Annotated in this window: 23 protein-coding genes and 1 pseudogene; 5 read left to right on the top strand and 19 right to left on the bottom strand. The window is 62.4% G+C overall.

Translation table 11 applies throughout. The features are described 5' to 3' along the window. A pseudogene (locus AR689_RS23105) lies at positions 1–111 on the bottom strand (class II fructose-bisphosphate aldolase); the annotation flags it as partial. A gap of 186 nt (positions 112–297) precedes the next feature. Here AR689_RS23105 and AR689_RS15100 point away from each other — a divergent pair. Then, positions 298–1,383 (top strand): hypothetical protein, encoded by a 1,086-nt coding sequence (locus AR689_RS15100; RefSeq protein ID WP_062071429.1) that lies wholly within the window; start codon positions 298–300, stop codon positions 1,381–1,383. Between the two features lie 35 nt (positions 1,384–1,418). On the opposite strand, the gene AR689_RS15095 is transcribed toward AR689_RS15100, so the two are convergent. Together AR689_RS15095 and AR689_RS15090 are read right to left on the bottom strand one after the other, a co-directional pair. After that, a complete protein-coding gene (locus AR689_RS15095; protein WP_156424608.1) occupies positions 1,419–2,117 on the bottom strand; it encodes a TrmH family RNA methyltransferase in 699 nt (232 codons plus the stop codon). 46 nt (positions 2,118–2,163) lie between these two features. Continuing rightward, positions 2,164–3,231 (bottom strand): hypothetical protein, encoded by a 1,068-nt coding sequence (locus tag AR689_RS15090; protein ID WP_062071427.1) that lies wholly within the window; start codon positions 3,229–3,231, stop codon positions 2,164–2,166. Between the two features lie 260 nt (positions 3,232–3,491). Here AR689_RS15090 and AR689_RS15085 point away from each other — a divergent pair, with 260 nt between their 5' ends. Genes AR689_RS15085 through AR689_RS15070 form a run of 4 tightly spaced genes read left to right on the top strand, consistent with a single transcriptional unit; the run spans position 3,492 to position 6,980 of the window. After that, on the top strand, positions 3,492–4,313 hold the full coding sequence (locus AR689_RS15085) for an HAD-IIA family hydrolase (protein WP_035761154.1): 822 nt from the start codon (positions 3,492–3,494) through the stop codon (positions 4,311–4,313). A gap of 13 nt (positions 4,314–4,326) precedes the next feature. Continuing rightward, complete coding sequence (locus AR689_RS15080) at positions 4,327–5,034, top strand: tyrosine-protein phosphatase (protein ID WP_062071425.1); 708 nt, start codon at positions 4,327–4,329, stop codon at positions 5,032–5,034. Between the two features lie 11 nt (positions 5,035–5,045). Then, positions 5,046–6,248: a sensor histidine kinase gene (locus tag AR689_RS15075; protein ID WP_062071424.1), complete on the top strand. Its 1,203-nt coding sequence runs from the start codon at positions 5,046–5,048 to the stop codon at positions 6,246–6,248. Between the two features lie 48 nt (positions 6,249–6,296). Beyond that, positions 6,297–6,980 carry a response regulator gene (locus tag AR689_RS15070; RefSeq protein WP_062071422.1) on the top strand — a complete coding sequence of 228 codons (684 nt, stop codon included), beginning with the start codon at positions 6,297–6,299 and terminating at the stop codon, positions 6,978–6,980. A gap of 13 nt (positions 6,981–6,993) precedes the next feature. Here AR689_RS15070 and AR689_RS15065 read toward each other — a convergent pair whose 3' ends face one another. The 16 genes from AR689_RS15065 to chvE form a co-directional block, all read right to left on the bottom strand. Then, positions 6,994–7,905, bottom strand: coding sequence for a hypothetical protein (locus tag AR689_RS15065; RefSeq protein ID WP_062071420.1), 912 nt, complete (start codon positions 7,903–7,905; stop codon positions 6,994–6,996). Further along, the gene (locus tag AR689_RS15060) at positions 7,902–9,155 is read right to left on the bottom strand and encodes a M16 family metallopeptidase (protein WP_062071418.1); all 1,254 of its coding nucleotides are present in this window, start codon (positions 9,153–9,155) and stop codon (positions 7,902–7,904) included. Before AR689_RS15060 ends, AR689_RS15065 begins: the two co-directional genes overlap by 4 nt. After that, positions 9,152–10,018 carry a hypothetical protein gene (locus tag AR689_RS15055; RefSeq protein ID WP_062071416.1) on the bottom strand — a complete coding sequence of 289 codons (867 nt, stop codon included), beginning with the start codon at positions 10,016–10,018 and terminating at the stop codon, positions 9,152–9,154. Before AR689_RS15055 ends, AR689_RS15060 begins: the two co-directional genes overlap by 4 nt. Then, a complete protein-coding gene (locus tag AR689_RS15050; RefSeq protein ID WP_231745540.1) occupies positions 10,015–10,653 on the bottom strand; it encodes a flavoprotein in 639 nt (212 codons plus the stop codon). Before AR689_RS15050 ends, AR689_RS15055 begins: the two co-directional genes overlap by 4 nt. Before the next feature lie 110 nt (positions 10,654–10,763). After that, a complete protein-coding gene (locus AR689_RS23370) occupies positions 10,764–10,937 on the bottom strand; it encodes a hypothetical protein (protein ID WP_197412893.1) in 174 nt (57 codons plus the stop codon). 90 nt (positions 10,938–11,027) lie between these two features. Next, positions 11,028–11,201 (bottom strand): hypothetical protein, encoded by a 174-nt coding sequence (locus tag AR689_RS23365; protein ID WP_197412892.1) that lies wholly within the window; start codon positions 11,199–11,201, stop codon positions 11,028–11,030. 111 nt (positions 11,202–11,312) lie between these two features. Continuing rightward, positions 11,313–12,278: a T3SS effector HopA1 family protein gene (locus tag AR689_RS15045; RefSeq protein WP_062071413.1), complete on the bottom strand. Its 966-nt coding sequence runs from the start codon at positions 12,276–12,278 to the stop codon at positions 11,313–11,315. Then, positions 12,275–13,384 carry a class V lanthionine synthetase subunit LxmK gene (lxmK, locus tag AR689_RS15040; protein ID WP_082697986.1) on the bottom strand — a complete coding sequence of 370 codons (1,110 nt, stop codon included), beginning with the start codon at positions 13,382–13,384 and terminating at the stop codon, positions 12,275–12,277. The genes AR689_RS15045 and lxmK overlap by 4 nt, the downstream gene beginning before the upstream one ends. Positions 13,385–13,569: 185 nt before the next feature. After that, positions 13,570–14,484, bottom strand: coding sequence for an ABC transporter permease (locus AR689_RS15035; RefSeq protein WP_062071409.1), 915 nt, complete (start codon positions 14,482–14,484; stop codon positions 13,570–13,572). Beyond that, the gene (locus AR689_RS15030; RefSeq protein ID WP_062071408.1) at positions 14,481–15,455 is read right to left on the bottom strand and encodes an ABC transporter ATP-binding protein; all 975 of its coding nucleotides are present in this window, start codon (positions 15,453–15,455) and stop codon (positions 14,481–14,483) included. Before AR689_RS15030 ends, AR689_RS15035 begins: the two co-directional genes overlap by 4 nt. A gap of 109 nt (positions 15,456–15,564) precedes the next feature. Continuing rightward, entirely contained in the window at positions 15,565–16,689 is a 1,125-nt protein-coding gene (locus AR689_RS15025; protein WP_062071406.1) for a thioesterase domain-containing protein, read from the bottom strand. A 15-nt stretch (positions 16,690–16,704) separates the two neighbouring features. Beyond that, positions 16,705–17,277, bottom strand: a complete 573-nt coding sequence (gene pyrE / locus AR689_RS15020) for an orotate phosphoribosyltransferase (RefSeq protein WP_011773291.1) — start codon at positions 17,275–17,277, stop codon at positions 16,705–16,707. A 5-nt stretch (positions 17,278–17,282) separates the two neighbouring features. Then, a complete protein-coding gene (locus tag AR689_RS15015) occupies positions 17,283–18,266 on the bottom strand; it encodes a LacI family DNA-binding transcriptional regulator (protein ID WP_062071405.1) in 984 nt (327 codons plus the stop codon). 38 nt (positions 18,267–18,304) lie between these two features. Then, positions 18,305–19,588 carry a multiple monosaccharide ABC transporter permease gene (gene mmsB, locus AR689_RS15010; protein ID WP_062071403.1) on the bottom strand — a complete coding sequence of 428 codons (1,284 nt, stop codon included), beginning with the start codon at positions 19,586–19,588 and terminating at the stop codon, positions 18,305–18,307. A gap of 5 nt (positions 19,589–19,593) precedes the next feature. Then, a complete protein-coding gene (mmsA, locus tag AR689_RS15005) occupies positions 19,594–21,123 on the bottom strand; it encodes a multiple monosaccharide ABC transporter ATP-binding protein (protein WP_062071402.1) in 1,530 nt (509 codons plus the stop codon). 104 nt (positions 21,124–21,227) lie between these two features. Beyond that, positions 21,228–22,352 carry a multiple monosaccharide ABC transporter substrate-binding protein gene (gene chvE / locus AR689_RS15000; RefSeq protein WP_353611608.1) on the bottom strand — a complete coding sequence of 375 codons (1,125 nt, stop codon included), beginning with the start codon at positions 22,350–22,352 and terminating at the stop codon, positions 21,228–21,230. Between the last annotated feature and the right edge of the window lie 88 nt (positions 22,353–22,440).

The following is a 22,440-nucleotide window of genomic DNA, read 5'->3' as shown; positions in this document are numbered from 1 at the left end:
CGCAGCGTTCAGAGTCTGCGACGACGTCACGTTGACCGCAGGGAAAGCGAAACCGCCAGCCTTCGCGCGATCGATCATCTCGGAATAAATCTCTGGGGTTGCAATGGGCATGGTGACTCCTATGCTGAATTCGTCTGTGGGTTGGTAACCCTGGAGTAGACCGCTTACGGCTAGCACCCATCCTAGCGATATCCGCCGGGACGCCGTGTTTCCGGTCACTGGGGCCCTTAACACTTCCGCCGGTTCCCACCCCACCGGCTACCTGCAATTCATCAAAACGGTGGATATACTGCGGGAATGGAGATCCCGCCGAGTGCAAACAATCAGCCCCGTCTGGCGCCACCCCTGCAGCAGCAGGGCGGTTCATTCCCCGAAGGGAACCCCGGGCGGAAGCGGAACATTATTATTGCCGTCGCGGCGGGCGCAGCGGTGGTCCTCACCGCGGCAATCCTTGCCTTGGTTCTCTTGGTTTTACCGCTGTTCTCACCGGACCGGGGCATGAGCGCCACAGCTGGAACATACTTCCAGGCCTTGATCGACGGGGACGGCGAGAAAGCCCTGAGCGTCTCCGACCCCGGCGTCCCCGAGAATGAAAAAGCACTCCTGCAGAACAACGTGTACAAAAGCGCAGGACAGCGAATCGACGGTTACCGGATCCTTGAGGCGAGGTCGGATTTTGTCACTGCCGAAGTCACCCAGAACGGCCGCAAGCAGGAAGTGATTCTGCGGATGACCAAGTCACGGGAGGGCGACTGGAAGGTTGGGTCCAAGAACTTCCAGAAGATCAGGGTCAGTTCAGCTCGTCCCGTGAAGTCGTTCACCGCGAACGGCGTCGAAATTCCAGCTCCTGACCCTGGAGCCGGAGCCAGGAATTCGGAACTGCTGATGCCGGCCTTCCCCGGCGAGTACACGTTGGGCTTAGCCGGAGACAAGTACTCAACTGCAGAAGAACTCAAGACCTTGGTCAGCATTGACCGGGCGATTTCGAAGACTTCCGCAAGCTTGAAAGTACTACCCAGCCAGCTCCTCTTGGACGAGACCCGGACACTCCTGAAAAACAAACAAAGTGAATGTGTTGCTACCCCTCCGTCCACCGCATCCGAAGCGTCGCGTCGCGGCTGTTCCGGGTTCGCGCTCTACGAATACCGCCCAACCCGCAACATGAAATGGACTATCGAGAAGGAACCCACCTTCACTCTGATTCGTAGCGAGGACAGCTGGATCATCCAGCCCAAGGAGTCCGGCAAAGCCTCCGCGAGCTACGAAGTGAACAGCGGGAGTGACGATGCCCCGAAGTGGGAACCAAAGGTTGAGCAGGTAGAAACCCGGGTTTCAGGTGATATCCAGATCGTGGACGAGAAAGCCACGCTGAAAGAGCGCTAGAAGGCACCTCTGACGGGCTTTAGCTGAAGTCCTGCCTACCTAACCGGCTGCTGGAAGACATGCCGGCGGACCCAGGCGTGCATGGCAATGGCGGCGGCTGAGGCGGCGTTCATGGAGCGCGTGGAGCCAAACTGCTCAATGGAAAGCGTGGCGACGGCGGCTTCGTGAACCTCGGGCGTCAAACCGGGGCCTTCCTGCCCGAACACCAACACGCAGTTCTTGGGGAGGTCATAGGTCTCCAAGGGCACGGAATCGGGGAAGATGTCGATGCCGATCACCGCCAGTCCCTCCCCCTCAGCCCACTGGACGAACTCCTCAACAGTGGGGTGATGGCGGACGTGCTGGTAGCGGTCGGTGACCATGGCCCCGCGACGATTCCACCGCCGTCGACCAATGATGTGGACTTCCTTGGCGAGAAAAGCGTTGGCGGTCCGCACCACGGTGCCGATGTTGAGATCGTGTTGCCAGTTCTCAATGGCGATGTGAAAGTCGTGGCGCTTGGAATCAAGGTCCGCCACAATCGCCTCGTGCTTCCAGTACCGGTATTGGTCCACCACGTTGCGGCGGTCACCGTCCCTCAACAGGTCCGGATCCCAGTGCTCGCCTTCCGGCCACTCACCTTCCCACGGCCCGACGCCGACCTCGGCTTTCGCCTCTGACTCGCCGTCCGCGGTGGTCCCTGCCGTGGTTTCGGCAGGCGTGGGCAGGGCTGTATTGGGGGGAAGGTCAGTCACCCCTCAACTTTAGCCCCGCCCGCTCGCCCGTTGTGTCCGCGGAAATTTAGACCATTTTCCACTTATTGATGCGGTACGAGTTGCCGAGTTGTTCAAAGAGTCCGGGGTGCGCGTCCCAGTACGTCTTGTGTCCGCTGACGCCGAGCATCTGCGGAGTTCCCCACGGAGTTACCGAGAACAGGTTCACGGCCTGGATCTCTTCGCCGCGGGCGTTGGTGCAGGTAAAGCTGATGACCACAGCCGCGCCGCGGCGGAACTCCCTGATTTCCGGCATGCTGGTCTTGAAGTCGGCCGTGCACTTGTGGCCCACCAGGTTCTGGGGAAGTTCGCTGGCGGTCATCCCCTTGAAACGGGCTTCGATGTCCTGGATGGCTTTCTTGACCTCCGCAGGATCCTTGCCGAACTTACCTTCCTCAGACTCGGCGAAGAAGGCATAGGCGAGCGCGATCCCGTCGCCGTCCGTCTCCACAGTGCCTTGGGCCTTCTTTTGGATCTCTTCACCGGTGCTGGGGTCTTTGGTGATGCCGAAGGACTCGTCGTGCGTCCACTCTGCCAGGTACTGGAAGGACGATTCGCCCGTGACCCACTTGCTGAACAGTGGGTCTCCGTCCGCCGGAACGTTGCTGGGTCCAGCCAGGTCGTTCCAAACTGCCGGCAGGGGGATGGCGTCAGCGGGTGTTTCGGAGGACGCCGAGGCCTCGCCGGAGGGTTCAGCCGACGGTTCCGCGGCTGCCTCGGACGCCTCTTGCGAGGACGTCACGGACGGCGATTCGACGGCCACCGGCTTGGCCATGGACGGAATCAGCCAGGTGAACGTCACCACCAGCGCAATGATCACGACGACGGCGACGCCACCGAGGATGAGGAACAGGGACTTCTTGTTGTGGCCGCCCGGGTTCTGGCCGGGTTGGCTTGGGTATCCGCCGCCTGGGGGCGGAAAGCCTGGCTGGTCGGCCTGCGCCTGAGGGTAGCGGTGCACGGTTTCGGCGTATTCGCCGTCGGGGTGTTGCTGCGGCTGGTACTGGCTGTACTGATCCTTGCCGGTCTCGTAGCGGGGCTGCGGCACGCCGTTCGGGTCATAGGGAGGCTGCGGCGCTCCGTTGTTGTTGCTCATGACAGGCCCTTTCACATGCGGTAAGTGGGGACCTGCTGGAGCGCGGCGGCGTCAAGAATCCACCGCGTCGATCCCCCGACCCACGGTGGTGGCACGCCAGCGCCGCAACCAGCGTAGTCCAGCTCAACGCACACGACGCAAGTCATATGAGTTATCCACATGGGCAGAACTTCCCACATAAGCGGGTTCCCACGCTGTTGAGACGGCAGATTGATGGAAGACTGGTGGCAGTGCACGAACAATCCCAGCCGGAGGCAAATATGGCAGAAGAAACCACGTCCACGTCGGTGTACCGGAATGGCCACGAAATCGAATGCTGGCTCACGGACATGGACGGCGTCCTGGTTCATGAAAACCAGGCGATCCCCGGTGCCGCTGAGCTCATCCAGCGCTGGGTGGACACGTCCAAGCGCTTCCTGGTTCTGACCAACAACTCCATCTTCACGCCCCGCGACCTCGCGGCCCGCCTTCGCGCGTCCGGCCTGGAAGTCCCTGAGGAGAACATCTGGACCTCCGCGCTGGCCACCGCACAGTTCTTGAAGGACCAGGTCCAGTCCTCGGATTCGGGCAACCGCGCCTACACCATCGGCGAAGCCGGCCTGACAACTGCCCTGCATGAGGCCGGATTCATCCTCACTGACACCGATCCCGATTTCGTGGTGCTCGGCGAGACCCGCACCTACTCCTTCGAAGCGATCACCATGGCCGTCCGCCACATCCTGGCGGGCGCCCGCTTCATCGCCACCAATCCGGACGCCACCGGTCCTTCCAAGGATGGCCCCATGCCGGCCACCGGTGCCATTGCGGCCATGATCACCAAGGCCACGGGCCGCGAGCCCTACATTGTGGGTAAGCCGAACCCCATGATGTTCCGCTCCGCCATGAACCAGATCGACGCCCATTCCGAAACCACGGCCATGATCGGGGACCGCATGGACACGGACATCGTGGCAGGTATGGAAGCGGGCTTGCACACGGTTTTGGTGCTCAGCGGCATCACGCAGCGCGAAGAAATCGTCTCCTTCCCGTTCCGGCCCAACCAGATCCTGAACTCTGTGGCCGACCTGAAGAGCCAAATCTAAGAGGACAAAACCCATGGCTGTGCTCAATCTGCGTCCCTTGGCCGGTGGCCGGATACTCAGGGGTAGCCAGCCGTTTGGCTTGGATGCCGCTGCAACGTCAGGTTTCCTGGCGGAGCACGGCATCCAGGCAATCGTGGATTTGCGGAGTGAGCTTGAGCGATCGCTGGTTCCCTGGCTTGTTCAGGACGACGGCGGAGGCGCGCCTGCCGCCGTGGCCCGGCCCGCCGTCGAACTCATCCATAACCCGCTGGACCCGAACGCCATCGCGGGGTCGCTCCAGTCCGTGGAAACAGCGGAGGACCTCGGCGACTTGTATCTGGGCTGGGTCCGGCTGAGGCCCGACTGGGTGGGCGATGCACTGCGACCCGTCGCGCGTGGCAAACGCACGCTGGTTCACTGTTCGTTGGGAAAGGACAGGACCGGTGTGGTGTCAGCGATAGCTCTTCTGGCATCAGGCGGAACCGAGGACCAGGTGGTGGCGGATTATGCGGCCACCACAGCCAACTTGCCGGACGTCCTGGAAGTCATGGCAGAAACGTGGCGGCTCAGCGTCCCCGCAACACCGGCAGAGTACTTTAGCCCCGAGCTGATGATCCTGCAGAGCCCGGAAGCTGCCATGCAGCACTTCCTGGCCGGCTTTACGCAGGAGTTCGGCGACGCGCGGCGCTTCCTGCGTGAGGCGGGACTGACCGCCGTCGAGGTTGATTCGTTGGCTCTGTAATACTTGGGTGGATGAGTAGGACGAACTGGCTCGCTGACGTCAAGCCCCTCCCCGGAGGGTGGGTTCTTCGATCGGCCATCGTCCTGGCAACCTTGCTTTTCCTGGCGTTGGGGATTCGCTGGCAGCAACACGATCTTTCGTCGTTTCAGGGATGGTTGCAGCTGGTAGTCCCGTATCTGCCGCTCCTGGCACTCCTTCTCGGAGCAACGCAGGCCGCTGTTGCGTGGTGTCTGTCCCTGGCCGTCATCATGATCCTGGGTGGAGACGCGTCCCTTGTGGTGGCCATGATCTTCCCCACGATGGTGGTGGTGGCCTTCTGTTCCTTCCTTCTTCCGTGGAAGCTTGCCATCAATTTCTCGCTGTTCGTGCCCAGTGTCTTGCTGGGTTTGTACATATCAACGCCGGAGATGGCCGAGCAACCGGCGGTGCTGCTGGCGCTGGTGGTCTTCCTTGCAGCCGCGGCATGGCGCAGCGTCAACGTCTACCGGCACCGCTACGAGCAAAGCACACACCACATCCGTGATTTGCAGGAGCAACAGGCGCAAGTCCGCAGTGAGGAACGAACCCGCCTCGCCCACGAGCTTCACGACATCGTGGCCCACGACGTGACCATCATTGCCATGCAGGCACGGCGGGCAGAGTTCGTCAACGACCAGGCGAAGACGTCCCAAATCCTGGAGGGCATCGGCAATGCGGCACAGCAGACGTTGCAGGACCTGCGCAGCCTGGTGACCCTCCTCAAAGACGAGGAAAGGGACCAGCCGGAAGGTGATTTGCTGGATGCTCCTGCCATGTCCGGCGAAACCACCACCGCCGTTGGCTTGGTCCACGATCTCGACGGAGTTGTGGAAGCGCTGGACCGCGCGGGCTTCAAAGTAAGCCTCGTCGTCGAAGGGGAAGTAGCCCGGATCCCGGCCAGCCTGCGCCAGGCACTTCGCCGGACGGTACGTGAAATGGGGACCAACGTCCTTAAACATGCCGACCCGTCGGGGGTGGTGGATCTGCGTCTGGTTGTAGGGGCCGATCGCGTACAGCTCGCATCGGAAAACGCGGTCTCCGCTGCCGAGCCGATCATGTCCTCAAGGACCGGGCTTGAGGCAATGAGTGCCCGCTGTGAAGTGTTCGGAGGATTCATGGACGTCGGTCTCAGCGAGGGCCGCTGGACCACCGCAGTATCCATTCCTTTGGAAGGGCTGGCATCTGCGGATGCCTAAGTGCATTTGTGGGAAGATTGGCTCGGATACTGACATTGGGGGATCAGGATGACGCGAGTTTTGTTGGTGGATGATGAGCTGTTGGCCCGGGAGATCCTGCGGGATTATCTCTCGTCCGACCCGTCCATCGAAGTTGTGGGTGAGGCATCGGATGGTCGTGTGGCGGTGGTCCAGGCAGCCTCACTTCGTCCGGATGTGATCCTGATGGATATGCAGATGCCAGTGATGGACGGTGTTGCTGCAACGGCCCAAATCCATGCAGATTTCCCGGAAATCGCCATACTGGGGTTGAGCACCTTCTCCACCGATCGCTACGTGGTGGACCTGCTGCGTGCCGGAGCGTCGGGATACCTGGTCAAGGACACGCTGCCGAAGGAAATCACCGCCGCCATCCACACTGTGATGGCCGGCGAATCCGTTCTGTCCTCCAAAGTGACGCGGCATGTTGTGACAGGACTCGCGGAGTCCGTTCCTGCTGAAGTCATTCCGGACTCCAAGCTCGTGGACGCGCTGACCAAAAAGGAGCTGGAAGTGATCCAGCTGCTTGGACGGGGTATGAGCAACCGCGAGATGGCCGCAGAGCTATTCGTCACAGAGTCCACCATCAAAGCCCGGTTCGTGAACGTTATGGAGAAGCTCGGTGTGCGGGACAGGGTGCAGATCCTTGTTGCCGCGGTCGAAGGAGGGCTCGTGGACCTCAGCCCCAGTGCGCGTTCACGGCTGGAATCTTGAAGATCATGATGCCCTAGCTGCGTCCCAGCACCTCCTTGATGGGCCGAACCAAGCCTTCGGCGGCCTTCTCGATAGCAGCCGAATCCACGTGGTCGAGCGCAGCATCCGGATGACGGACCAGCTCGCCACCCCATCCCATCACCTCGTAATGGGCCAGGGAACGGGCCAATTCAATCGGGGACTGCCACGCGCGGTTCAGGTTTGTACGGGCAAATTCCCTGGCCTGCTCCACAGCTTCCGGGTGCTCCGCAACGCTGTAGCCGGCCACTGTGGAAAGCGCCGTCTCCAGGACAGCCGAGCCGTTGGGCCGGGACGTCATGATGTGCCACGTCACTGTGGGTGTGGAGCCCTGCAGCCCGCGGCCAGCTTGAAGGATCGCCCGATGCCCGGACTTTTCAATGGCGTCGGGCAGCAGGGTCCCCGGCCCTCCGGCCACCAAGCAGATGGCTAGAAATGTGGCGGCGAACCCCACGTCCTCGGCAGGGTCCCGGCCTGTCACAAATGTCTGCTCGAAGCCCTGCGCCGTGGTCTGTGTCATGGTGCTCCGGACTGTCGGGTGAGGAGAGGGAGGCACTCTTGCCTCCCGTTCAGACAGGCTGCCTTCAAGATCGTCCAGAACGCCGGCCGATCCCACAACAGCGAGGACGGGATCATCTAACACTCCCAGTTGCTCGGTGGCGATGACATTTTCAGTCCAGCTCCGTACAGCCGTCTCCGGCAGGGTTGCGGTCATCACTACAGCTCCGTCGCCGGGCGCCCACGTCATGGCAACCGGCTGCTTGGCTGGCCCGCCCTGTTCCCCCGCTAAGGTAACGGCAGCACGCAGGCGCGGCACGCCGTCGGAAGCGGTCCGCCAGCCCATGGACACGGTGGTGAAGCGGGAACGCCGGTCAACCTGGCCTAAGTATCGGCGAGTGGTGATCATGGAAGTATCTCCTCGGAGGGCTGGATGGTCAGTGACACCAGGTCCTGATCGGCGAGCCGCCGTGCCGCCGTGGTGACCAAGTCCCTGAGCCTTGCGGCGTCGTCGGATATTTCGGCGAGGGCCTCCGCCAGCTCAGCGGCGAACATCGGCGTCCCCCTCAGAAGCACGTCGCGGGTGACGGTCCGGGCGAGCCGTTGGTCATCGTGAGTGAACCTTTCCATCCTGAGTACCGCGCGACGGGCCGCAAGGATGATGGCTGCATCATCGGCGATAGCGAGCGCCTGGAATCTCGCGGAAGGCTCAATGCCTTGTCCGGTGTCGTCCACCAGGACGAAGAGGTCATCCCGGGTCAAGTCCCCTGGCCCGAACAGGCCGGCGCTGGCGTCGAGGCCATCCTGCCCGGAGAGCAGCTCAGCTGCCACGAGGTCACCGAGGAGATCCGGGCGTACGGAGTGCCCAAACGCTGCAGCTGTGGCGGTGAGGACGCGAGTGGATGTGGCCCCCTGTGAGTAGATCGTGGACAGTGAAGCACCCCTGCGGATGGAGGCTTGCAGCACGGGCACGAAGGGCGCCTGGTGTGACATTCCAGCGAACGGCTTGGCCAGCAACCGTAGCGTCTCCAGGGGGTCTTCCGACGTCACCGCCGTCAGTACGGCTTCCGAGGGGCGGTAAAGGCGGCGATGTAGTGTTTGTAGCTTTTCACGGGTAGCCCGGGCTGCGAGGTCACTATCGCCCGTGCCATCATGAGCGTTGGGGTGGTCCGCCCAATAGTGTGTTGTCAGGTGCGGCCACGGCAGAATCCTGCCGGGAGCCGGGGCCAAACGCTGCGCCCGTTCCGTGGCGACGGCAACTATTTGCTCAGCGATCTGCTCCTGCGTCAGGGCGGGGTGGAACACCTGCTCAACGAGGCGATGGGAGATCTGTTCGAGGTGTCCCGTAGGCCCGGACTCGTAGAACTCGGAGTAGTCCATGTGAGTGTTCCCACCCAGGATTCCCCCGGCTTTGTGTACCGAAACCTGCCGTTCGGATGCCGTGACGTTTTCGCTGTCCTGGTAGACCATGTGTTCGAGGAGGTGCAGCATGCCCTCCTCCCCCGGCATTTCGTGGCGCATTCCTGCCGGCACACCAAGGCTCAGGGACAGGATGCGGGCGGAAGGATCGTGGATGGCTGCCAGTCTTGTTCCGTTGGCCAACTGCCTGCTGTACACGGCCCGGCCATCCAGTGTGCCCAGCATTGAAGGGGTTGTCATTGCACCTCCCGGGTGGTGTCCACGTACGAAGCGGCCAAGCGAAGCAGTGCCTTTGCCTGGCCTTCTCCTGCGCCGGCATAGTGGTGCCAGTCGTAGGCATGCTGGGCAATCCTGAAGGCCAATGCCGGGCCCATCTCGGACGGTCCGGGAACTTCTCCGCACGTCTCCAGGAAACCGTTGCGCAATTCTTCGATCGCTGGGCGCAGAACAGGGTGGAAAGCATGCAGTTCCGCCATTTCTCCGAGCACCCAGGCGATGTCATAGCCCGGGTGGGCAAGCCCGAGGTCCTCACCGGTGAGAAGCGAGCCGACGGCACCGTCGGGGGTCACCACCCAGTGGGCCATCCCGGGATATCCGTGGACCACTACTTGGCGGGGGCCGGAAAGTTCGCCATCGATCCATCGACGGATCTCCAGCAGGCCACGTTCCCCCAGGACTTCCCGCGCCGGCTCCCACGCCCCCCTCAACCAGGCCCTCGAGCGTTGGGCGGTTCGTGGAGTACTCTCGGGAATGTCGCCGATGAGGGACGCGCTTTCATGGAGACAGCTCAGGGCAGTACCCCAGATGCGGCCTGCCGACCGGAGGTCTGCCGGTTCTCCGGCCGTGATGAGGTCGAAGACCGTGGCTCCCGCCGCCGTCGAGTACGAACGGTGGCGATCACCGCCTACACCGACCACCAAGAGGTCAGCACCGGGGACTGAGTCGATGCTGATCGGCAGGGCAGAGAAAGGAATCGGAGCTTCAACTCCGAGGCTGTGCACCCACTCGTAGGCCCCTCCAACCTCGTAAACGCCTGTGGACAGCAGATCGGTCCGGGTGGAGCGGATGACGGACTTCTGCCGGGAATCCATCGCAGCGCTCATACCGTAGCCGCTTCTTTGGCCATCCCCGCGCGTAGGAGCCGTTCCTCTTCCAGCCTGCGCATCACTGCGGGGAACGACGGCGGTACCCAGGCCAGGGCGACGTCGCTGGACTCGCTGGGGCCAGGGACGGGGTCAATGACCAGGAAATTCTCCGGCATGCGCAGTTTCATTAGGGTTTGGGCGACGATGGGGTTTGCCATAGCCCTGGGCGGTAATGCCGGAGCGATGCAGACCTGGGCCTCCGTAGTCATGGCTGCCAGCAACGACGGCGAATCAGCTATGCCATGGGCCAGGCGCGATGAGTAGTCCAGAGTTGCCGGGTACACCAGGATGAGGTCCGCCCACTCTGCCACATCGATGTGTGCGGCAATGAGTTCTTCCCCCCAAACGTCGGCTTGTACACGGGACTTCAACCGGGACTCGATGCTGTGACGGGTGATGAAGCGTTGCGCGGAGTCCCGCATGATCACCTTGAACTCCGTTTCCGGCGCCGCGGAAACCGCCCATTCAATCCAGAAGGGCATTACTTGGGTGACTGCCGAGCCTGTGAGAATCAGGGCAACCTTGGAGTACCCGAAGGCTTCGAGGGTGAGGTCCGCCCATATCGGACGGGGACTGCTGTCAGTGGTTGTCATGGCAGGTCTCAGCATTCATGAGGGTGGGTGGGACAGATATGGGGTCAGGAGGCGCCGGCGGGATGATGTTTCCATCACCTCGCCGGCGCCTTCCCCGTGGTCAGGCCTGCCTAGCAGCCCATGGTCAGGGTTGCGCCGATGATCACCCCTGCACAGAACGGCGTGGTGGCCGGTGCGTCGGTGGCAGCGTCGCCGCCGAGTTCGTCAGCAGCCGTAAAGGTGCTGTGCGCCCGGGCCAGGTCGGTGAGGTCGGACTGCGGGATGTTAGTGACGGCGTTGTTCATGATGGTGTCTCCTTGTGATGGCCCCACGTGGTGGGTGCGTCCGGCATTGCGTGTGGGTGATGCTTTTTGTTGTTCCCTGCCCAGGGGCAATCAGCAGCCGGCACCGAGGGTGGCGCCCACAATGATGCCGATGCACAACGGAGAGGTTGCGGGAGCTTCGGTGGCAGCGTCGCCGCCGAGTTCTTCAGCAGCCGCGAAGGTGCTGTGGGCACGGGCAAGATCGGTCAGGTCGGCCTGGTGGAAGTTAACAACTGCGTTGGACATGGTGTCTCCTGTTTGATGTGCTTCCCACGGCGTGGGAATGGGTTTTTCTTTCTGGTTTCCTCATGGGAGGTCTTTGGGTGCCGGGCAGCGGCGGGCTACTGCCCGGATTTATCACGTTCCGGCGTTGTAGCCGGGCTGGTGCGGGTTGATGCAGGCCGTGTGCGCTTCTTCAACCCAGACAGGTTGGAGGTCGGTTTTCTCCGCAGATGCACGGAGAAGTGCGTCCGCCAACACCCGCGAGCGGTGCTGCCCGAAGCTGAGCCCCTGGTACGCCGCTCGCGGATCTTTTGGTTCCATGGCAAGTGCCAGGCGGTCGCGCACACTTTGGGTGAAAACCGACGTAGCTGTGACCGTTGCGGGCAAGGACTCGAGGGCAGGACCAACAAGGGAAGCCGCGGCGTCTGAATCGTCGGCAGAGACGTAGATGACCAGCGCGTCACTGCGTGGGAATGCCCGGGATGATGAGAGGGCCTTGACCTGATGGCCAAGCCCGCTGGCGGCAAGCACCCTAAGAATTTTCGGCCACGCTTCAAGCACCTCTGATGCCGTGGCACATGAGAGGTAGAGCCTCGAAGCAGCCACAGGGTTTACGGAGCCGTGGGCACCGAGTGCGAGGAGGAACCCAGGGGTGGTGCGGGTTCGCCAACTGGGAACACACACCCCTACGATTTCGTCCAGGGAGTTGCGTACCAGAGCCTCTGGGGGAAAGAGGACTTTCATCCCCGAGAGTTGCAGCGCTTGGTGCGGAACGCCTTGCACCGACGTCCGCGCCGACGCTGACGGGACAGGCGACGCTGACTGGATCACCGTGCGGTGCGGGATGGCATCGATAAGTGCCGCGGCAAGGTCTTGATGGCCTGTTCCCGGCACGGTCTCGATCCCCGGGTGCCCGACGTGCAGGTGTGTATAGATCGCTCCGGCCAAGTGCGAACGCAACTCGCTGTGGCTGGTGGCACTAAGTGTGGTGGCGTCTATCCTGGCGGTGAGCCGGTGGGTGTCAACGGCAACCCGGCGTTCCAGGCCCGCCAACACCTGGTCGAATGAAATCAGTGCCGGAGCGTTCAGTGTCACGGTCATCGGGGTGCCCTTTCGAAACCCAGGGCGCTGACATAGTGGCCGGGTGAAAGCAGTGCCTCGCGCCCAACGCCCGCGGCTGCCCGTTCGATGCCGGGTAGCCGGGACACCATGGGAGCCCTGGTGATGGTCCGGTCAACGAGATGCCACCCCAGATGGGCAGTAGCCCGAATCGGAAGATCCGGATCGTGGTAGTCGGCATGGTCGGCGTAAGACGTCCACATGCGGCGGACTGAGGGAACAATGGCCGCCATTCGTTCGGCGATGCGCGCCGAGGCGGTCTCGTCGTCGAATCTGGCCGGCGGTGCGGAGGCTCCTCCGCGGGTAGTGACCGTATCCAGGACCGCCCGGTAGATCCACTCACCCGCAAGCATTCCAAGGTCCCGGGCAGGATCTCCGAGTCCGAACTCTTCCCAGTCAAGGACACACAGTTTTCCATCGTGAAGATGGAACTGGTCAAGGCGCAGGTCGCCATGGATGGGGCGTTCCTGGTGCTTCCGCTCGGAGGCCTTCAGCCTCCCGGCAGCGGCGACCAACTCCCTGTCATTCTGAAGCTCGCCCCAGAGGGCCATTTCCGCCACTGTGAACTCAAGGTAGCGAGAGTGCGGAACGCCAGCCGCGAGCATTTCCACCGGCGGGCTTGGAGGCGTCGAGCGCTCCAACCCGGATCCGGGGCCGGCGTGGAGCCGGGCAAGCAACTCACCGGCTTCTTCCGGGAAGGTGTCCGGCATGGTTTCCTCCACCAGGTGGTGCGCCAGGCTGGTTCCAAGGCAGTGTTCAAAAACCAGGAGCCCGTTCCCGGCGTCGCTACCGATGAGCTGTGGCGTTGCCGGCGTAAATTCAGGGGACTGCTCAGCAAATGCGGCAAAGGCAACCGAGCGATCGAATGCCAACGGGCCGGAAGCCTGCGCCGAGATCTGCTTGACGAACACCTTCTCCCCGCTCCTCAGCCTCATGTTCCATGTGCTGTTGCGGCCTGCAAAGGCGGCCGGGGCGATGTCTTCCACCGCCTCCCTGCCGTGGCGTGCAAGGACAGCGGTGGCCAAGCCCGCTGCGTGGCGGGCTGCCGGATTGGTGGACTGTGGGTGCGGGGCTGTGGCGGTCATCATGAGGGACTCCATCAGAGCAGCAGGGTGGTTACCGCGTAGGCGGCCAGGACACCGATCAGCAGAAGGGCTATGTTGCGGACGAGTTTCTTGGTGGCCAATGATTGGTTGCGCTTGTTGTCAGGCATGGTTTTCCTATCTGTAGAGACCCGATGAGCCGGGCCTGTGGACCAGGTGACGAGTTGGAGCTAGGCCGTCTCGTCGGAGGTCAGGGACTGTTGCAGGGAGACCCGTGAGCCGGTGCGCAGTGCGTTGTTCCGGTAAATCACGGTGGCCAGCCAGAACAGAGCGGGAATCGCTGCCACGGATATGCCGGCGGCCAGCGCCATCTCCCAGGTGGACACGTGTTCGAGTGCGAAGCGCATCGGCATGAGGTAGGAGGAGAACAGAGGCACGAAGGACAACCCCTCCAGCCACGGGTTTCCCAGGTTCATTGGCAGGACGTAGAGGGAGACCACCAGCAGCACCATTTGCAGGACTGACAGAGGCATGACCGCTGTACCCAGGTCCTCTTGCCGGGAAACCGTGGAAGCGAGAGTCGTGTTCAAGGCCGCGAATATCACGTAGCCCAGAAGGAACCAGAGGAGGAACCACAGCAGGCTCGGTCCCACAGCGACGTTGATGAGGGACCAGCCCCCCACCACGCTGAAACCCACCACGGCGGTTCCGCCGATTGCCAGCAGTTGGACAAGGGTAACCAGGCCTATGCCGATCATCTTTCCAGCCAGCAACGGGACGATCCCGATCTTGGTCAGCAGGATCTCCACGATCCTTGACGATTTCTCCTCCACCACCCCGGAGGTCAGGCTCGATGCCGAGTAGACCAAGGAGGCCAGCAATGCGCTGATCATGGCCGTGGCAAAAATGGCGCGAGGATCAAAGCTCATTGCACCAGCCCCGCCCAGTGAGTCCACCAGGAACCATCCACCGATCCCGGCAGCAGCGCCGGCGAAAAGGGCCAGAAGTCCTGTGGCCGTGAGTATGGTCCGGTTTCCCAACCTGGTAAGAACCTCGCGCCGGATGATCAGGCGCGTCTCGCGTAGTCCACTGCCGGAAGAAGGAGCTGCGCTGCGGGTTGTGCGATCAAATGTTGTTGTGCTCATTGCGATACTCCAACTTTGTCGAGGGAGCGCTTCGCCCCCGGTGTGATACCTGGACCTGACGAAATGAACTTGCCGGCCAGCAGGTCTGCCAAGGACCTCTGTGCCGACGCGATGCTTTTCAACCCGCCGTGCCGTTGCGCTGCTGCAAGGATCTCGCCGGGCACGTCCCGCCCTGAGCCGTCCACTGAGACGAGCACCGTGGTGCGGTCGGAGGCGGAAAACTCCACGTCGACGCCCCGGGCCATCGAGACTTCGGCGGCGAACGAATCTGCCGTGCGGGAGAAGCCGAGCCGCCAGCGGCTCTTTCCGTCATCCTGCAGTTCCACCACGCTGCCGCTGGCTGTCACACGGCCGCGATCCAGAACGCAGACCTTGTCGCAGAGGCGTTCTACGAGCTCAAGTTGGTGTGAGGAGAACAGAACTCCCACGCCCCGGTCGGCTTGCTCCCGGATGAGTCGGGACATCGTTTCGACGGCGATGGGGTCCAACCCCGAGAATGGCTCGTCCAGCACCAGCAGTGCGGGATTTCCCACCAGGGCGACGGCCAATTGGACGCGCTGCTGATTTCCCAAGGAGAGGTCCTGGACCAATGCCTGCTCGCGGCCTTGGAGGCCGAGGGACACGATGAGTTTGTCTGCGACCTCACGCGCGGCCTCGGTGTGGTGCCCTTCGAGCAAGGCGAAGTGAATGATCTGGTCCCGCACCGGCATCTGGGGGTACAGGCCGCGTTCCTCGGGCATGTACCCGATGCGTCGCCGATCCTGGGCCCTGATGGGCAAGCCTTCCCAGGTGACTTCTCCTTGATCCGGGGTCAGCAGACCAAGGATCACGCGCATGGTGGTGGTCTTGCCTGCACCGTTGCCGCCGATGAATCCCACAATCTCCCCGCGATGGACCGTGAGGTCCACATCGTGGAGGACCCTGCGGTCACCGAAGCTGCGGCTGATGCCCGTGAGCTGTAGGCCGTTCATACTTCGCTCCTCGAAATTCGTTCTTATTTCCTGTCAAGAACGACGCTACGGAGGATCGGGTATATCAACCCTGTACTCGAGTACAGAACTCACTTGTACAAAAGTTCACCTAGGCCGGGCGGATGACCTTGCCGTTCGGCTCTTGGTATGACGGCTCCTGGGGCTCGGGCGGGAGCGGCTGCAGTTCGTCCTGGACCCTTTCCAGCAGCGGCCGGTAGATGCTGCCGTTCCATTGCGGGCTGGCGTGCGCGGGCCGGGCGCCTTCGGTGCTGAGCGTGGGAAGGGCCATGTTGGCCCCGAAGACCTTGCTCCACCCCGCACGAGCCGACTCATAGTCCACGGTGCCGTCCTTGGCGTTACCGATGAACGCCATCCTGGCACCACCGATTTTTCCGGCCAGCCGGAGACCGTCGAAGTGGTAAATGTACGCCGACTCCGTCTGGATCAGCACGCTGGAGGGTGCGATCGGCGAGAGTTGCTCCAGGGATTGGTCGAGGATTTGCCGCCAGGTGCGCTCGTCCTTGTGCGCCACACGCTCCCCCAGCTCATAGCCGCCACGCAGGACCGATGGGATGCGGAAGCCATTCTCGTACAGGAACACCACGCCGTCGAACCAGCTCTGGTCCAGGACGTCCGCGCGGCTGAAGGGGCTCGAGTCCAGGACGATCAACTGCGTTTCGACGCCGTGCAGCTCCAGCAGGCGGGCAGCGACTTGGGTGGCGAGCATTCCGCCGAAGCTATGACCGTAAAAGTACAACTTCTCCAGTCCCAGCTCGCGGACGTGGAGGATGATTTCGCGGACCACCTCGTCCACGTCCAGTCCCAGGTTGGAATATCCGACGGCGGCAAGACGGCCCCGCTGGTGCAGCGCCGGACGCAGCGAGTTGAGGATCCACTGTGCCTCTTCCCAACTGGTTTTATAGCCCGGAAAGAGGATCCAGCTGGCTTTGGGGAAGTACAGGTCCGAGTACGGATCCGGGACGCGGAGGATCTTGGTGGCTCTCCGCTCGGCCTGGACGCGCCGGGTGAACAGCATGTCCGCAGCGAGCGTCCCTGAAGCTCCGGCGGTGATGAGGAAGTTACGACGGGACGTCTTCTTCAACCGGGCAGCATGGGGCAGGATCCGGGCCCATGAGCCCGGATCCTCTGTTTGCTCCGGTTCCGTACTCACCGGCGCGGGGAGGTTTTCGTTCACCTCCGGCGGCGCCGGGAGCTTGCCTACCTGGACGTCCACGCAGCAAGCATAGGCTTAGTCGAGGCCCAGTTCATCCTTGCCGAAGGCGAAGAGGTACGGTACGCCGGTTTCGGCTTCAATCTTCTCTTTGGCGCCGGTGTTGCGGTCCACAATGACGGCCACGGCCACTACGTTGCCGCCTGCCTTACGGACACCCTCGACGGCGGTCAGCGCGGACCCGCCGGTGGTGGACGTGTCCTCGAGGACCACCACGTTGCGGCCTTCAACCGAGGGACCTTCCACCTGACGGCCCATGCCGTAGGACTTCTGGGCCTTGCGGACAACGAAGGCGTCCACGGCGCGGCCGGCGTCCGCAGCAGCGTGCATCACTGCGGTACCCACAGGGTCCGCACCCATGGTGAGTCCACCGGCGCACTCAACTGAAACGCCGGCGTCGTCGATCATGGCCAGCATGACCTGACCCACCAGCTTGGAGGCCTCGTGGTGCAGGGTGATGCGGCGGAGATCAATGTAGTAGTCCGCTTCCTTGCCGCTGGAGAGGATCACCTTGCCGCGGACCACCGCCAGTTCTTTGATGAGTTCAAGAAGGCGGGCGCGGGCAGCAGCAGTATCAAGCGTGGAAGTCATGGCTCCTAGTTTAGTGGGGCCGCCGTGGTTGCGCGGATCACCAGCCGGGGATTGACCATCTGATCGCCGGTTCCCCCGTCTCCCTCCAGTTGCTGCAGCACCGCTTCCATGCAGCGCCGGCCGAGTTCTTCGAAGTCTTGTTTGATGGTGGTCAGCGGCGGCATGAAGAACTCGGCCTCGGGTTGGTCGTCGTAGCCCACCACGCTGAGGTCTCCCGGGATGTGAAGGCCGGCTTCCTGGATGGCGCGGAGTACGCCCACCGCCATTTGGTCGTTCGCAACGAACACGGCCGTGACCGTGTGCTGCTGGATGAGGTGGAGCCCGGCGCGGTAGCCGGAGGCCGCGTCCCAGCCACCTTGGAGCAGGACGTCGGCCCCTAAACCGGCTTTTGACATGGACTCCTGCCATCCCTTGATGCGCTCGGCGGCGTCAATCCAATGCGGCGGCCCGGAAATATGGGCGATGCGGCGGTGGCCCAAGCCAATCAGATGATCGACGGCGAGGCGGGCTCCCAGCCGCTGGTCTAAAGATGCCCCCGTTAACTGGTTGCCCGCGCCGGCCCCGACGGCCACGATGGGCACGGAAAAGGAAACATCGCGCAGGGCCGCGAGGACATCCGGGTGTGGGACCAGAACGACAATCCCGTCCACGGACTGGTTCCGGAAGTGCGCGATGGCGTCGTTGACGCTCTCGTCCGTCACTTCCCGGAGGTTGGCAATGCTGACGAAGTAGCCCGCTTCCCGCCCGGCTTGTTCCACCCCCAGGAGCGTGTTCGCGGGTCCGAACTGGCCTGTCTCGCAGGCAAGCACCCCGATGGTCCGGGAGCGCCGGGTCACCAGGCTGCGGGCTGCGGTGTTCCGGCGGTACCCAAGCTGCGCGATGGCCGATTCCACGCGCTGCTTGGTCCGGACACTGACGTTGGGATGGTTGTTCAGGACACGGGAAACGGTTTGGTGCGAGACTCCCGCCATCTTGGCAACATCTCCCATGACGGGAGGTCGCACCGCTCCCCCTGTGGACATTGCGGCTATTTCGCGTCGACCGCGACGGGCTCAGTCTTTGCGGGCGTGGACGTTTCGGTTGCCGGAGGCGTGGTCTTCCACTTGAAGCGACGGCCCATGGAGGAACCTCCGCCGGAACCGGTGCGGTTCTTGTTGAAGATGTCGAAGCCGACGGCGAGCAGCAGCACCAGGCCCTTGATGAGCTGCTGGTAGTCAGTGCCCAGGCCAAGGATGGACATGCCGTTGTTGAGGACGCCCATGATCAGGCCGCCGATCATGGCGCCGGCCACGGTTCCGATACCACCCTGTACTGCGGCACCGCCGATGAAGGCGGCAGCGATGGAGTCGAGCTCGAAGCCTGTACCACCGGCGGGCTGTGCCGAGTTCAGGCGGGCCGTGAAGACCAGACCTGCCAGGGCAGCCAAAACACCCATGTTGACGAAGAGGCGGAAGGTGACCTTCTTGGTCTTGATGCCGGAGAGTTCAGCGGCGTGGAGGTTTCCACCGATCGCGTAGGTGTGACGGCCGAAGATGCTGTTGTTCATCAGTGCCGAGTACACGATCACCAGGACCGCAAGGACGATCAGGACAATCGGGGTGCCGCGGTAGCTGGCCAGGAGGAAGGTGATGATGAGCATCAGTACTGCGATGAAGCCGTTCTTGACGGCAAACCATGCCATCGGTTCGTTTTCGAGGTTGAACTTACGGCGAACCCGGCGTTCCTTCAGTGCCTGGAACAGAATGGCTGCGGTGCCGCCGACGCCCAGAATCACTGTCAGCCATTCCAGGACGGACGTGCCGCCGGAAATGTCAGGCAGGAAGCCGCCGCCGAGGGCGCGCAACTCGTTGGGGAACGGGGTGATCTGCTGGTTCTTGAGGGTAATGAGGGTCAGGCCGCGGAAGATCAGCATGCCTGCAAGAGTGACGATGAAGGCGGGGATACCCACGTAGGCAATCCAGTAGCCTTGCCACGCACCCACCAGCGCGCCTACCAGGAGGCAGGCCGGGATGGCGAGCCACCATGCCCAGCCCCAATGGACGATCATCACTCCTGCGACGGCGCCGATGAAGCCTGCGATGGATCCGACGGAAAGGTCGATGTGACCGGCGATGATGACCATCACCATACCGATGGCCAGGATCAGGATGTAGCTGTTCTGGACCACCAGGTTGGTGACGTTCTGCGGCTGGAGCAGGATGCCGTCGGTGAGTACCTGGAAGAGGATGACGATCAGGATCAGGGCGACGAAGATGCCAACCTGGCGGAGGCGGCTTGTGAGGAAGCCAAGGGATTCTCGTAGGGCGGACATGTTCGCTATTCCTTCTCTTTGGTCATGAAGTGCATGAGGGTTTCCTGGGTGGCTTCGGCGATGGGGACTTCGCCGGTGATGTGGCCTGCGGACAGCGTGTAGATCCTGTCGCAAATGCCCAGGAGCTCGGGAAGCTCGGAGGAGATCACAATGACGGCTTTTCCGGCCGCTGCAAGCTCCGCGATGATGGTGTAAATCTCAAATTTGGCGCCGACGTCGATTCCACGGGTTGGCTCGTCCAGGATGAGGACGTCGGGGTCTGAGAACATCCATTTGCTGAGCACCACTTTTTGCTGGTTTCCGCCCGAGAGCTTGCCGGTGATGGCAGCAACGGAGGGAGCCTTGATGTTCATGCTCTTCCGGTAATGGTTGGCGACGGTGGTCTCTTGGTTGCCGTCCACCCAACCCCGTTTGGCCAGCTTGTTCAGTGCTGCCATGGAGATGTTCCGCTTGATGTCCTCAATGAGGTTCAGGCCGTAGTGCTTGCGGTCTTCGGTGGCGTACGCGATCCCGTGCTCGATTGCATCGGAGACGGTGGAGGTGTTGATTTCCTGGCCGTACTTGTACACCTTGCCGGACACGGCCCGGCCGTAGGTCCGGCCGAAGACACTCATGGCCAGCTCGGTCCGGCCGGCACCCATGAGCCCGGCCAGGCCTACCACTTCACCCTTGCGGACGTTGAGGCTGGCGTTGTTGACCACCATGCGGGAATGGTCTTGGGGGTGCTGGACGGTCCAGTCCTCGATGCGAAGGACTTCCTCGCCGATGTTGGGGGTACGGTCCGGGTAGAGACTTTCCAGGTCACGGCCCACCATGCCCCGGATGATGCGTTCCTGGGTGATTTGGCCTTGGTCCAGGCGCAGGGTCTCAATGGACTTGCCGTCGCGGATGATGGTGACGGCGTCAGCCACTTTGCGGATCTCGTTGAGCTTATGGCTGATGATGATGCTGGTGACGCCCTGGCCTTTGAGGTGCAGGATGAGGTCCAGCAGGTGGTCCGAGTCTTCATCGTTCAGCGCCGCAGTGGGCTCATCCAGAATGAGGAGCTTCACCTCTTTGGACAGCGCCTTGGCGATCTCCACCAGCTGCTGCTTACCAACGCTGATGTGCTGGATGGGGGTGACCGGGTTTTCGCTGAGGCCTACTCGTCCCAGCAGCTTGGCGGCTTCCAGGTTGGTTTTGCGCCAGTCCACCCAGCCATTCCTGGCAAGCTCGTTCCCGAGATAGATGTTCTCGGCAATCGACAGGTACGGGCTCAGGGCCAGTTCCTGGTGGATGATCACGATGCCGCGCTTCTCGCTGTCCGTGATGCTGGAAAATTCGCAGGGCTCGTTCTCGAAGAGGATGTCGCCGTCGAAAGTGTTGTGGGCGTAGACGCCGGACAACACTTTCATGAGGGTGGACTTCCCGGCCCCGTTCTCGCCACAAATGGCATGAACCTCACCGCGGTTGACGTCCAGGGTGACGTCCTGAAGGGCTTTAACGCCGGGGAAGGTCTTGGTGATTCCTCGCATTTGAAGAATGGGTACGTTCATCGTCAATTCCCGCTGACTGGTTGGAACTTGGCCGGGCCGAGGACTCGGGCAGGCTGTAAGGGAGGCTGTGGCCCCTCCTGCTGCAGGAGGGGCCACAGACGTGATTACTTGACGTCGGCTTCCTTGTAGTAGCCCGAGTCGATCAGTTCCTTCTGGAAGTTGTCCTTGGTGATGATCACGGACTTCAGGAGGAACGCCGGGACAACTTTGACCTTGTTGTTGTAGGTCTTGGTGTCGTTGGTTTCCGGCTCGGTGCCCTTGAGGACGGCGTCAACCATCTTGACGGCCTGGGCGCCCAGCTGGCGGGTGTCCTTGAAGATGGTGGAGTACTGCTCGCCGGCGATGATGGACTTCACGGAGCCCTTCTCTGCATCCTGACCGGTGACTACCGGCAGGTTGCCAGTGGAGTAGCCGCCGGTGCTGGACAGCGCGGAAATGATGCCGATGGAGAGTCCGTCATACGGGGACAGCACGCCGTTCAGCTTGGTTCCGGAGCTGTAGGCCGAGGTGAGGATGTCTTCCATGCGCTTCTGGGCAACGGGTGCCTGCCAGCGCAGGATGGCTGCCTGCTCAAACTTGGTCTGGCCGCTGGGAACCTTCAAGGTGCCTGCGTCCAGGTACGGCTTCAGGGTGTCCATGGCGCCGGTCCAGAAGAAGTTGGCGTTGTTGTCGTCCGGGCTGCCCGCAAACAGTTCAACGTTGAACGGGCCCTTGCCCTCAACTTTCTTGCCGCTCGCGTCCACGAGGCCCAGGCCGGTCAGCAAGGAGGTGGCCTGCTGGACGCCCACGGTGTAGTTGTCGAAGGTGGTGTAGTAGTCCACGTTGGGGGTGCCGTTGATGAGGCGGTCGTAGGCGATGACCTTGACGTTCTGCTCCTTGGCCTTGGCCAGGACGTCGGTCAGGGTGGTGCCATCGATGGCCGCGATGATGAGCGCCTTGGCACCCTTGGTCAGCATGTTCTCAATCTGGGAAACCTGCGTGGGAATGTCATCGTTGGCGAACTGGAGGTCCGTCTTGTAGCCAAGGTCCTTCAGGGACTTCTCCACGTTGGCGCCGTCAGCGATCCAGCGCTCGGACGTCTGGGTGGGCATCGAAATACCAACCAGGGAGTCGCTGGGGTTGGCGGCAGTGCTGGACTCGGCGGTTCCACCGCGGGTTCCGCAGCCCGTGGCTCCCACGGTCAAGGTCAGGACCACCGCGACGGCGCCCAGGAGTTTCTTCAATCTCACGTTGCTCTCCTTACGCGGCAGCTTTGCCGCGAACTCTGATGCAAGCCGGAGCATCTGCGCGTCCGGCACGGTAACGCTTAGCGGGCTT

Source organism: Arthrobacter sp. EpRS71, from assembly GCF_001512285.1.
Taxonomy (GTDB): domain Bacteria; phylum Actinomycetota; class Actinomycetes; order Actinomycetales; family Micrococcaceae; genus Arthrobacter.
Note: the sequence above shows the minus strand (reverse complement) of the source record. Positions and strands in the feature narration are given on the sequence as shown.